At 34.3% G+C, this 12,690-nt stretch carries 10 protein-coding genes; 4 read left to right on the top strand and 6 right to left on the bottom strand.

From position 1 onward, the window contains the following. Window positions 1-386 precede the first annotated feature (386 nt). From K5R64_RS11150 to K5R64_RS11140, 3 genes are all read left to right on the top strand, one after another. The gene (locus K5R64_RS11150; protein ID WP_220763509.1) at window positions 387-2,078 is read left to right on the top strand and encodes a M23 family metallopeptidase; all 1,692 of its coding nucleotides are present in this window, start codon (window positions 387-389) and stop codon (window positions 2,076-2,078) included. 11 nt (window positions 2,079-2,089) lie between these two features. After that, window positions 2,090-4,558: a carboxypeptidase-like regulatory domain-containing protein gene (locus K5R64_RS11145; protein WP_220763507.1), complete on the top strand. Its 2,469-nt coding sequence runs from the start codon at window positions 2,090-2,092 to the stop codon at window positions 4,556-4,558. A 150-nt stretch (window positions 4,559-4,708) separates the two neighbouring features. Next, window positions 4,709-5,431, top strand: coding sequence for a hypothetical protein (locus K5R64_RS11140; protein ID WP_220763505.1), 723 nt, complete (start codon window positions 4,709-4,711; stop codon window positions 5,429-5,431). Here the strand turns inward: K5R64_RS11140 and K5R64_RS11135 are convergent. From K5R64_RS11135 to K5R64_RS11115, 5 genes are all read right to left on the bottom strand, one after another. Then, window positions 5,428-6,129 carry a hypothetical protein gene (locus K5R64_RS11135; RefSeq protein WP_220763503.1) on the bottom strand — a complete coding sequence of 234 codons (702 nt, stop codon included), beginning with the start codon at window positions 6,127-6,129 and terminating at the stop codon, window positions 5,428-5,430. The genes K5R64_RS11140 and K5R64_RS11135 overlap by 4 nt on opposite strands. Before the next feature lie 53 nt (window positions 6,130-6,182). After that, complete coding sequence (locus K5R64_RS11130) at window positions 6,183-8,015, bottom strand: ABC transporter ATP-binding protein (RefSeq protein WP_220763501.1); 1,833 nt, start codon at window positions 8,013-8,015, stop codon at window positions 6,183-6,185. Beyond that, window positions 8,015-9,742, bottom strand: coding sequence for a phospho-sugar mutase (locus K5R64_RS11125; protein WP_220763499.1), 1,728 nt, complete (start codon window positions 9,740-9,742; stop codon window positions 8,015-8,017). Before K5R64_RS11125 ends, K5R64_RS11130 begins: the two co-directional genes overlap by 1 nt. 128 nt (window positions 9,743-9,870) lie before the next feature. Continuing rightward, on the bottom strand, window positions 9,871-10,827 hold the full coding sequence (locus tag K5R64_RS11120; protein ID WP_220763497.1) for a glycosyltransferase family 2 protein: 957 nt from the start codon (window positions 10,825-10,827) through the stop codon (window positions 9,871-9,873). Continuing rightward, window positions 10,827-11,360 carry a DUF4199 domain-containing protein gene (locus tag K5R64_RS11115; RefSeq protein WP_220763495.1) on the bottom strand — a complete coding sequence of 178 codons (534 nt, stop codon included), beginning with the start codon at window positions 11,358-11,360 and terminating at the stop codon, window positions 10,827-10,829. The genes K5R64_RS11120 and K5R64_RS11115 overlap by 1 nt, the downstream gene beginning before the upstream one ends. Window positions 11,361-11,602: 242 nt before the next feature. On the opposite strand from K5R64_RS11115, the gene K5R64_RS11110 reads away from it, so the two are divergent. Next, window positions 11,603-11,854, top strand: coding sequence for a type B 50S ribosomal protein L31 (locus K5R64_RS11110; RefSeq protein WP_220763494.1), 252 nt, complete (start codon window positions 11,603-11,605; stop codon window positions 11,852-11,854). Between the two features lie 120 nt (window positions 11,855-11,974). Here the strand turns inward: K5R64_RS11110 and K5R64_RS11105 are convergent, their stop codons facing one another. Further along, window positions 11,975-12,535: a DUF6642 family protein gene (locus K5R64_RS11105; RefSeq protein ID WP_220763493.1), complete on the bottom strand. Its 561-nt coding sequence runs from the start codon at window positions 12,533-12,535 to the stop codon at window positions 11,975-11,977. Between the last annotated feature and the right edge of the window lie 155 nt (window positions 12,536-12,690).

Raw genomic sequence — 12,690 nt, 5'->3', positions numbered from 1 at the left:
GTATTATAAACTAAGAATTTTGGATTCATGATTTTGTTCTCAATATTTAGGAAGAATTGGGACTCAAGGGGCAACATTATTAAATTAAGCTTTCGTCAGTTCGAGTTGCGGTAAAATTTGCAACAGAAAATTTTATCTCAGTATCGAGAACTGTCGTTTAAGCAAAGCTATTCAATATCTAATTTACGGAAATCAGTCAATTTTTGAGAATAATGTCTTTCGTATTATTAAAAAAAATAAAATCTAAGGCGTGCTTCTTAGCTTAATGGCGGAACCAGAAGTTTCGGTATGATTTTTTTGATTTAGGAAGTAGAATTTGTGCTTTGAAATTTCATAATTATATAACAAGTACAAATTACTTTTTTATCTTAGCAAAAATGTAAAGAATGAGATTTTATAAAATTGCACTATTGTTTTCTGCTGTTGTTATAGGGCAAAACAATTACCCAAAAGACTATTTTGGGGTTCCATTGAATATTCCAATGCAGGTTTCTGGAAATTTTGGTGAACTGAGACCCAATCATTTTCATGCTGGTTTTGATCTTAAAACTTTAGGACGTGAAGGTATTAAGGTGCAGGCTGTCGCTGATGGCTTTGTGTCCCGAATAAAGGTTTCTCCCTATGGCAACGGTACAGCGTTGTATATTGACCACCCTAATGGTTATACTTCTGTTTATTGTCATTTGCAAAAAATTGAAGGAGCTCTTGGCGAGTACGTTCGTAAAATGCAATACCGTAATCAATCTTTTGAGATCGAGTTGTTTCCGCAAAAAAATGAATTAACGGTTAAAAAAGGTGAGGTTATTGCTTTAACAGGAAATACAGGTTCTTCTCAAGGGCCGCATTTGCATTTTGAATTTAGAGATACTAAAACCGAAAAAATTATCAATCCACTTCATTTTGGTTACGATCAATTTGTTTCTGATACAAGAAAACCAACTGTCTCTGCACTGTATGTATATCCTTTGGATGATAAAACGAGTGTGAATCAATCCAAAAGGCCCATCATGTTAAATTTGGCATTGCAAAAAGACGGTTCTTATTTGGCTACCAAGGTACAAGCTAATGGAAAAATTGGTTTTGGAATAACGGCTGATGATTATGATGCGGTTTCCAAAAGTAAAAATGGGGTGTATAAGATACAATCCAAATGCAATGGCAAACCTAGTTTTGGTTTTCAAATGGATACTTATGCTTTTGATGAAATGCGTTATATCAATGCCTTAGTAGATTATAGTAGGTATAAAAAAACGGGACAACGCGTACAAAAACTATTCATGACTACGCCTTATCCTTTGAGTATCATAACAACCGATGAATCCAATGGAATAGTGATCGTAAAGCCAAATTTGAGTTATGTTTATACTATTGAAGTAGCTGATTTTCATGGAAACACTACGACAATTAATGTCCCTATAAGTTATGATGCCTTGTCTCCAATAATTGAAAAAGAAACTGTGGTTTCAAATTATTTTGTAAAAGTCAATCGGGAAAATATTTTTTCTAAAAACAATTGGTCTGTGTTTTTTCCTGTAGGTGTTTTTTATGATGATTTTGATATGAACTTTGATGTGCGTGGTGATAATTTGTATCTACATGACGAATTTACTCCAGTGCATTCTTCTTTTACTATTTCGGTAGAAGATTCAAAATTCGCAGAGCCAGAAAAAGTGTATATAGCTGACGTGGATTCTAGAGGTAGAACAGGCTATAATACCACCACCCGAAAAGGGAATGTTTACAGTGCTAAAGTTAAATCTTTAGGCAAATATACTTTGCTAGCAGACACTACAAATCCATCAATTTCAATTGGGAAGGCAATTGAAGGCAAATGGTTGAGCGCCCAAAAAACATTGGAGTTGTCCATTAGCGATAGTGGTTCAGGTATTAAGTCGTATAACGGTTATTTGAACGGTGTTTGGGCTTTGTTTTCCTATGATTATAAAACTCGAAAAATCATTCACCAATTTAGTGACGGTATTGTGGCAGAGGGAGCCAATGATTTGAAGGTGATTGTAGTAGATAATGTAGGGAATTCCACTACCTTTGAAACGCGTTTTTACAGAAGTCAAAAATAAATCCAGCCAATTTGAATCCTTTTAAAAAATTATTTGTTTTTATCGCCTTAGTGTTAGGGAGTGTCACACACGCTCAGACAGCCTTAGTTAGAGGTGTTGTTTTGGATAAAAATCAACAGCCAGTAGCGAATGTGAATGTGTCTTGTACTGCCAATTACACTTTTTCAAATAAGGAAGGGAAATATGAATTGCAAGTGCCAGCTAACCAAAAAACAGTGGTGGTATTTACCCATGTTTCTTTGAAAAAAGCAATTCTTTCGTTATTGTTACGTCCATCAGAAGTATATGAGTTCAATGTGGTTATGAGTGAACAACAGGAACAAATAGGAGAGGTGGTAGTGACCGCCAATAATAGAAAACAAGTTCAAGGTATTGTGAGTATTGAACCTGAAATGATACGTAAAATGGTTGGTGCTAATGCAGGTATCGAAAATATTTTGAAAACTTTACCTGGAGTGAATTCCAATAATGAATTGAGTACTCAATATGCGGTGCGTGGCGGGAATTATGACGAAAATCTCGTGTATGTAAATGAAATTGAAGTGTATCGTCCTTTTTTAATTCGTTCTGGACAACAAGAAGGACTTAGTTTTACCAACACCGATTTGGTTCAGAATGTCGAATTTTCAGCTGGTGGTTTTCAAGCTAAATTTGGAGATAAACTTTCTTCAGTTTTGGATATTACGTATAGAAAACCTACTGCATTTGGAGGGACTTTTGAGGCTAGTTTTTTAGGTGGAAGTGTTTCTCTTGATGCTATTTCAAAAAACAAAAAATGGACAGCTGTAACGGGTGTGCGTTATAGAAACAATAGTTTATTAGTAAATAGTCAAGATACTGAAACCAATTACAAGCCTACTTTTGTCGATGTGCAAACCAATGTGAATTTTAATGCTTCCACCAAATGGAATTTTAACTTCTTGGGGAATATTTCGCAAAATAATTATAATTATCAGCCACTAACGAGACAAACTAAATTTGGTACCATTGATAAACCCATGGCGTTGGTGGTGTATTATGAAGGTCAAGAAAAAGATCAATACGCAACCTATTTTGGTGCATTTAAGTCAACATATAAAGCAAGCGAAAGTTTTACCTTAAAAAACATAACTTCTGTTTTTCATACTACCGAACAAGAGCATTTTGATATTTTGGCACAATACCGTTTAGGTGAAGTTGATGCTACAATCGGCTCAGATACTTATGGTAATGTAAGTTTTACAAGAGGGATTGGTTCTCAGTTGAATCATGCCCGAAATAATTTGGACGCCTTAATTGTTACAACCGAATTCAAAGGGATTCATGATTGGAAAAAAAACAGGGTTGAATGGGGAGCTAAATTTACACGCGAATCGATTCGTGATCGGGTAATTGAGTGGGAAGTTATAGATTCAGCTGGTTTTTCGATTAATCCTCCTGATAAATTTTTGCCTAAAAATGAGCAACCTTATGTGTCTTACACGGGACCTTTGTTGCCTTTTAGAACCATTAGAGCGACTAATTTTAATGATATTAATCGATTTTCGGGATATCTTCAATGGAGTAGAAGAGATGAAATTGGAGCTACTAGCGTGTGGTATAATGCTGGTGTGCGTATGCAAAATTGGTCAGTTTCAGGGACAAATGCGATAGGGAATTCTCAGACAGTTTTTAGTCCTAGAGCTCAATTTGCTATCAAACCGAATTGGGATAGTGATATGATTTTTAGAATCTCCGGTGGAGTCTATCATCAACCGCCCTTTTACAGAGAATTACGTGATGCCGAAGGAGTTGTACAGCCCGATGTAAAGGCTCAAAAATCTGTTCATTTAGTTCTTAGTAATGAATGTAGCTTTGAAATGTGGAAACGTCCTTTTAAATTGGTTTCGGAGTTGTATTATAAGTCCTTAACCAATGTGAATACATATACGGTGGATAATGTTCGAATTCGTTATGCAGCGACCAATGACGCTATAGCATACGCACAAGGAGTAGATGTTAGGCTAAATGGGGAATTTGTTCCAGGTACAGAATCTTGGGTTAGTTTTGGGTATTTAAAAACAGAAGAAAATAATGCTAATAAAGGATATATTGCCAGACCCACTGACCAAAGATTGAAATTTGCTCTCTTGTTTCAAGATTATATGCCTAATATTCCGTCAGTAAAGCTGTATTTGAATTTGGTTTATAACACAGGACTTCCAGGAGGTTCTCCTGCTTATGCTGATCCTTATTTGTACCAAAATAGACTCAACGATTACCGTAGGGCTGATGTTGGTTTTTTTAAAGTATTTATTGATCACACTAAACCTAGACCGCAAAAAGGATTGTTTAAAAATTGTAAAGAATTGGCCTTGGGGTTTGAGATATTTAATTTGTTTAATAATCAAAATGCCATTACCAATACTTGGGTGCGTGATGTATATACTAAATCAGAGTATGGAATTCCAAATTACATGACGACTCGTGTGTTTAATATAAAGTTGAGTGCTAAATTGTAATTTTTTAAAGTGTAAAAAAAGATAAGAAGAAATCGAAAACCATTTTTTAAATTGTTTACTTTTGATTCTATTACTAAAATTGTCTTGTAAATACGGTTGTGTTCCTTGTTTTAGTAAAGTGAGCCTAACCTTTGAATAAATACTATTGCTATGAAAAATATAAAACTTGCCTTGGCGCTTTTTTCCTTTACGCTATTAATCAGTTGTAAAGAAGAGGTTGAAAAACCTAAGGTGATTTACGACAACTCAAATAAAGAAAAGCCCTATACCAAGGTGGATTCCACTCAAATTGCCATTGCGGATTTACCCATCCAAATTGAAGGAACTAATTATTTGATTCATCCTGTAGGTGATTTACGAGTGTATGAGCGAGGGACAAAATCACGTTATGGTTCCTCAAGTGTTATTGATTTAAGTTTTACTATTTCTAATTATGGCGAAAATGAAATTACAGGTTATTTACAGAATCTAAAATTTCAACACATCAATTCCGATTCTATAAGAGCATTAAGTGACAAACCGGTATTGATACAAACAGCAACATATTTGAGTGGTATTGCTGAAAGAACCAAAAATAGAATTATGGTTTACACCCTATTTGATTTAGATACAAACAGAGATGGTAAGCTTGATACAAGTGATATTAAAAGTTTGTATTTAAGTGATGTTAGTGGTGAAAAATTTACCAAAATATCGGTTAATTTTCAAGAGCTAATTGATTGGAATTTAATAGAATCTCAAAACCGTTTGTATTTTAGAACTGTTGAAGACACAAATAAAAACGGTCAATTCGACAAAAATGATGTTGTTCATTACAATTACATCGATTTGTCTCACAACGATTGGGAGGTCAAAAGTTACGAACCCATTTAAATCAAAATGTCGCTTTCTAAATCTGATTTTTCAATCGTAAAATCAAATCCTAATTGCTTTACGAGTTGAATGACCAAATTCTTATACCAGTTTTCAGATTTTGGATGGATGTAAATTTTTTCAATGAGTTGATTAATATCTACCTGTATTTTTAATCCATCATTGAGTGTGATATTGTTAGCAGTAACATCAGTGATAATGCGAACCTCTCTTTCGTACTGAAAACTTTTTCTTTTGAATAGAAAAGGGAAAAACATATCGTCAAAGGGGATGTATTCTTTTTTGTAATCAATATAGTTGACTTCACCAATGTATTGTTGAAAGGTGTCTTCGGGTTTTAAAGCGTTTTGTAATCTCCCGATAGTGGATTGAATAGCTAATCCTTCACTGTTTTGAGTGAAAATTTGCCACATGGCAAAAGATTCGTATTCGTTGATATGCCAACTGCTTATGGCTACTTTTTCGCGATGTGTTTTGTAATATTTTAAAAAGTCGGGGTTGTTGGTCGATAGCTTTTTAATCTCCTCATAAGTGGGTTCGCTAAAAGTACCTTCGTATTGATCTTCAAATTTATCCGAACGCGACATGAATAATTTTCGAGAAAGCAATAACTCAAGAAATTTAGACAAATCCAGATACTTCCAAATGATGGTATCTGGATTTTCCGGCAGTTTTATATTTGGATTGTTATGATACATTTTTTAAGACTAAATAGGATTAAAATAGTACAATCAAATGTAGCAAACTTGTTTTACGATTCAAAAGATTGTAAAGTTACCAATTTGTTATAAGTTCCATTATGGCTGATGAGCTCTTCATGAGTACCATATTCCACAATTTTTCCTTTTTTCATCACTACAATGACATCTGCTTTTTGAATAGTAGATAAACGGTGTGCAATGACAATCGAAGTTCTGTTTTGCATCATGTTTTCCAAAGCAACTTGGACAAATTTTTCACTTTCTGTATCCAATGCAGAAGTGGCTTCGTCCAAAATCATAATAGGCGGGTTTTTCAATACGGCACGGGCAATTGAAAGCCTTTGTTTTTGTCCTCCTGAAAGTTTGTTTCCGCTATCACCTATGTTTGTATGAATACCAAGTGGTAATTCATTAACAAATTCGTATGCATTAGCAATTTTAAGCGCTGCAATAATCTCTTCATCGGTAGCGTCAAATTTTCCTAAAGCGATGTTGGCTTTGATAGTGTCATTAAACAAAATACTGTCCTGAGTTACTAATCCCATTAAACCTCGTAACGATTCTAGGTTCATGTCTTTGATGTTTATTCCATCTATGGTAATAGTGCCTTCGTTTACATCATAAAAACGAGTCAATAAGTTGGCAATGGTACTTTTTCCACTTCCAGATTGTCCCACTAAAGCAACAGTTTGTCCTTTATAAATAGTAAGCGAAAAATCTTTTAGTACATTTTCGTCTTCGTATTTGAAGTTAATGTTTTTAATGGTAATATCTGAATCGAAACTATTTTTTGTAAGTGCATTTGGTTTTGAGGTAATTTCGTTTTCTACTTCCAAGACTTCAAAAACACGTTCTGCGGCTGCCAAACCATTTTTTACTGCATAAGAAGCTTTAGAAATGGCTTTTGCAGGAGTAAGAATGTTGAACGCTAGCGTGAGGTAAACGATAAAAGCAGAGCCATCAAGGGTTTTGTCTATTAATACTAAATTACCACCATAAAAAAGTAAAATAGCGATGGTGGTTACGCCTAGAAACTCACTTAAAGGTGATGCTAGATTGTTTTTGGCACCAATGCTATTGGATAAATTCAATAGTCGCATTACTGAATCATTGAATCGGCTTTTGAAATTAGGTTCGGCATTGTAACTTTTAATGACTTTCAAGCCTCCCAATGTTTCGTCCACAATTGAAATGAGAAATCCACTTTCTTTTTGCGCTTCTAGCGATTTGGCTCTTAGGTTTTTAGCAACTTTAGAGATGATCCATCCTGATAATGGCATGAAAATCAATACAAACAAGGTTAATTTGGTACTGATAATAAACATGGTAATCAAAGTGAAAATAATAGTCAAAGGTTCTTTTACTACCAATTCCAAAATGGAGAAAAAAGAATTTTGTACCTCATTGACATCACCAAGCATACGAGCCATGATATCACCTTTGCGTTTTTCTGAATAATACGAAATGGGTAATTCAATAATTTTATCGTACATGGATTTTTTTAAATCCTTTAGTACCCCATTTTTGAGGTGCATAATGTGAAAGGAAGCAAGATAATTGAACAGGTTTTTGAGTAAAAAGGTCGTGATAACCATTAATACAACAAAAAGCAAGGCAACTTGTATGCTGTTGCCTTGAGTGAGTATTGAAATTTGATAGTATAAATAATCGGTCCCAAATTGTTTGATATTGCCAATGCCTGTGTATTCAGGTTTTGTGAAGATGGATTTGGTTTTGCCAAAGAGAACATCTAGTACGGGCAACAAGGTCAGCATCGAAATGGTACTGAATAAGGCGTATAAAATATTGTAAATCACATTCCAAATGATGTGATGTTTATAAGGCTTTAAATAGGGAAGTAATTTTAATAAACTTTTGTCCATTAGTTCAATTGCATTGCAATAATTATATTTTGTATTTTTTCGTTCAAATACGCTTCAGTCTCTTCAAATTTTGCAACTGATTCTAATTCCGTATTGACACTGATGTAAAATTTAATTTTAGGTTCGGTTCCACTAGGTCTAGCACAAATTTTTGAACCATCTTCAATATAGTAAATAAGTACATCTGCTTTGGGCATTGTAAGGGTTTCTTCTTCGCCTGTTAATAAGTTTTTAGCTTTTGAGGCTTTATAATCCTCTACCATTACCACGCGTTGACCATTGATTTCTTTGATAGGATTTTCACGTAAATTAACCATCATTTGATTGATTTCGGCTAAACCATCCAATCCTTTTTTAGTCAATGAAATTAAGTGCTCTTTGTAGAACCCAAAATCTACATAATGTTGTAGTAATTCTTGATATGCAGAGCTTCCTTTGGCTTTAGCTTGAGCAGCTACTTCGCAAATTAATAGTGTAGAAGCCACGGCATCTTTATCGCGAACAGCATCGCCTACCATGAAACCAAAACTTTCTTCTCCACCACCAATGAATTGTAGTTCAGGGAAATCTTTTACCATTTTGGCAATCCATTTAAAACCAGTCAAACCGCTTTTGTATTCCACACCATAAGCCGTTGCTAATTCCATAATCATTGGAGTTGAAACAATAGTAGAAGCTACGAATTGTTTGCCATTTAATTTTCCAGCTTTTTTCCATTTTTGTAATAAAAATGCAGTCATCAAAATCATCGTTTGATTTCCGTTCAACAAAGTCATTTTGCCTTCATTGTTACGTACTGCAACACCAAGACGGTCGCAATCAGGGTCAGTTCCAATAACAATATCAGCATTGGTTTTATCGGCCAATTCTAAAGCCATAGTCAGCGCTTCTGGTTCTTCTGGATTTGGTGATTTTACGGTTGGAAAATCGCCGTTTGGTATGGCTTGTTCTTCCACGATACTTACGTTTTTGTAACCCGCTTGTGCTAAAGTTGCTGGAGTAACCGTAATGGATGTTCCGTGTAAAGAAGTGAAAACAATTTTTAAATCGTCTTTGGCAACTGTAGGTGTATCAAAACTTGCGTTAGCTACAGTAGAGTCGATAAACGCTTGGTCAATATCTTTATCGATATAATGAATCAAATTTTCATTAGCATCAAATTTGATTTGGTTGTATTTTAAATTTTCAATCACAGTAATGATTTCGCCATCTTGTGGAGGAACAATTTGTCCACCATCTTCCCAATATACTTTGTAACCGTTGTATTCTGGTGGATTGTGAGATGCTGTCAATACAATTCCGCATTGGCACCCCAAATGTTTTACTGCAAATGACAACTCAGGAGTAGGGCGTAGTGACGAAAATAGATATACTTCGATTCCATTAGCTGAGAATACATCTGCTACCACTTTGGCTAGGGTATCACTATTGTGACGGCAATCATACGCAATTACTGCCATTAAAGGTTTGTTTGGGAAAGCTGTGTGCAAGTAGTTTGAAAGACCTTGTGTGCTTTTTCCAAGAGTGTATTTATTGATTCTGTTATCACCAGCTCCCATAGTTCCGCGCATTCCGCCTGTTCCAAATTCTAAACTCTTGTAAAAGCTTTCTTCTAATTCTTTTGGAGAATTGGCTATTAAAGCGCGTACTTCTTCTTGTGTTTTTGTGTCAAAAACTGGAGTCAACCATTCGTTGGCAGCGTCCAAAATGTTTTGTTTGATTTCCATTTTTAGTAAATTCTTTAGTTTTTAGTATTTTTCTAGGAGTTATTTGCTTTGTCAGTTTAATGCGCTCTTGTCTTGCAATCTCTTTTGTTTTATTTAAAAAAATATAACTTCTAGCATTTGTGCATCAGTTATAAATTTACGCTTGTGGCAACCTTGTATCTTTCTTCATTGTTTTTAGTCCTCAAAATGATTTCACCAAGGAAACCCGCCAAGAACAATTGCGTTCCTAAAACCATTGTAGTTAGTGCAATGTAAAACCAAGGGTTGTTAGTTACTAAGCTATATTTCATGTTATTGTACATATAATATAGTTTTGAAAAACCAATATAACCAGCTGCTACAAATCCGATAATGAACATCATAGAACCAATGGCTCCAAATAAATGCATAGGGCGTTTGCCAAATTTAGATAAAAACCAAATGGTAATCAAATCTAAAAAACCATTTATGAAACGTTCCATACCAAATTTAGTTTCACCATATTTGCGGGCTTGGTGAATTACTACTTTTTCGCCTATTTTTCCAAAACCAGCATTTTTTGCCAATACCGGGATGTAACGGTGCATTTCACCCGAAACTTCAATGTTTTTGACTACCACATTCTTGTACGCTTTCAAGCCACAGTTAAAATCATTTAATTGTACGCCAGAGGTTTTACGTGCGGCCCAATTGAATAATTTAGAGGGAATATTTTTGGCTACAACCGAATCATAGCGCTTTTTTTTCCATCCTGAAACTAAATCATAATTTTGTTGCGTAATCATCTCATACAAGTCTGGAATTTCATCTGGACTGTCTTGTAAATCGGCATCCATAGTGATTATGACATCGCCTTTGGCTTGTGCAAAACCAGCATGTAAGGCCTGTGATTTACCAAAGTTTTTCATGAAACGGATTCCCTTTATGTTTGGATTTTCTTTTGAAAAACCTTCAATCAGTGACCAAGAATTATCCGTACTACCATCGTCGAGGAAAATAACTTCATAGGTGTATTGGTGTGCTTGCATTACCTTGATAATCCATTGGTACAGCTCTTTTAGTGATTCTTCCTCATTCAAAAGAGGGATTAGAATAGATAAATTCATTAGTTATTTTGAGAAGGTTTAGATTTGAAAAACGCAGCCATAATTAATCCTAAAATACCACAGAAAAATAAATTGACAACAGCACCTTTTAATTGCTCAGTTATCGAAAAAGGGTCTGTTTTTTTTAGATTAGAAATCATTTCGTTCAAAGAAGTTTCTGGAACGCCAAATTTTCCAGAAGTACTCTTGATATAATTTATAGTTAATTCCAACAAGGAAACTTTAATAGATGGGTCAATGATATTGAATAAAATTGCTTTGAACGCTACGGAGATTAGTAAACCAATTAAGGCACATATAAAATAAGTCGTAAAAGCTTCTTTGAAACTAAGCGTGCCCTGAAGTGCCTTTTTGGTATCTATCAGTAATATAGATGGGATGATGATAAAAATGGAAAAACTTAATAGTGTTGTCCACCAAGCTATGAATAACTCAAGATTAACGGCATATATTATAGCGGTAATTAATGATAGGGTAGTACCTGTGATAATGCCATATTTGATACCGTTTCTTTTAATAATTTCTTGAACCATTAGCCTCTTAATTTTATTTGTCTGCAAATATAACAATTCCCTATTTATGAAGGTGCAAAATTCTATTTTTACAAATTATTAAAAAATTACTAAGCGATGATTTGTTTATTGAAAAATAATTGTACTTTTGCATCCTCAATTTAATATTAAAAAATAAAAAGTTATAAGGAGTTTATACCTTTTCTGTAAAAAGGAAAAGCCGCAAAATGAATTATAGCCAAACTAATAAAAAGATTTACAAGATGAAAAAAGGTGTACACCCAGAGAATTACAGATTAGTTGCTTTCAAAGACATGTCAAATGACGATGTTTTTATCACTAAATCAACAGCAGATACTAAAGAAACAATCATCCACGAAGGTGTTGAATATCCAGTTGTTAAAATGGAGATTTCTAGAACTTCTCACCCTTTTTACACAGGTAAAAGCAAACTTATTGATACTGCAGGACGTATTGATAAATTCAAAACTAAATACGCAAAACACATTAAATAATTTAATTTGTTTTTATTCTATACCAAGCCTCACAATTGTGAGGCTTTTTTTGTATCTGAATAAAGGGGGTTGGGATTTTTTGGGTTTGAATAAACTGCTTTACTTTGAGTTTTTTGTACATTAGTAATAGAGTCTAAAATCAAGAAGTTTGTACAGTGCGTAATGTTTTTTGTGTAATGATTCTACAATGTCAATAAGATTGTCACCGTCTTGACATAAACCAAAAAAAGCGTTGTCAAGAATTAAGCTGGAAAATTGACGGTTGATTGTTCCGTAGCCGGATACTGCTTTGGCTCCTGTAATATCAAGAAAGTATTGGGCTTCTTCTTCGGTAAGGTCAACAAGTTTTGTGTTGGCAAAATGGAGAATCTTGCCTTTCATTTTTCCTTCAAAAAGTTCGGCTATTTCATCGAAGCTGTAATAGTAGTTATTAAGACATATGCTATTGGCTTCTCCAGGCATAACTAAATAGATAATTTCGTAATCCTTAAAGTGGTGATCGTCGTAAAGTAAGGCTTGTAGGCTTTCTTCTAATCCTTCAATGGTATCGCAGGTTTTGTGGATACTAGTTATGCCTTCGTAAAAAGCGATTTTTTCAAGGTTTTGAAAGGTTGTTGTATCAGTGGTAGTATCTACATCAGCTACTGCTTCCAGACAAAAAATAAACTTATCTTGGTTCATCTTGATTCGTTCAAAAGGTTGACCTTGTAAAAATAAAGTTTTGTAAGTTGAATTTTTGAGTAGGGAAGAAAAAAAAACTCAAAATTTATAGGTTAACATGGGGTGCTGTAGCGATGTCGTGTTGATTGTCGGGTAATAAAAATGGGTTGAAAATT

The organism is Flavobacterium sp. UMI-01 (genome assembly GCF_019656315.1).
In the GTDB taxonomy this organism is placed as follows: Bacteria; Bacteroidota; Bacteroidia; order Flavobacteriales; family Flavobacteriaceae; genus Flavobacterium.
Note: the sequence above shows the minus strand (reverse complement) of the source record. Positions and strands in the feature narration are given on the sequence as shown.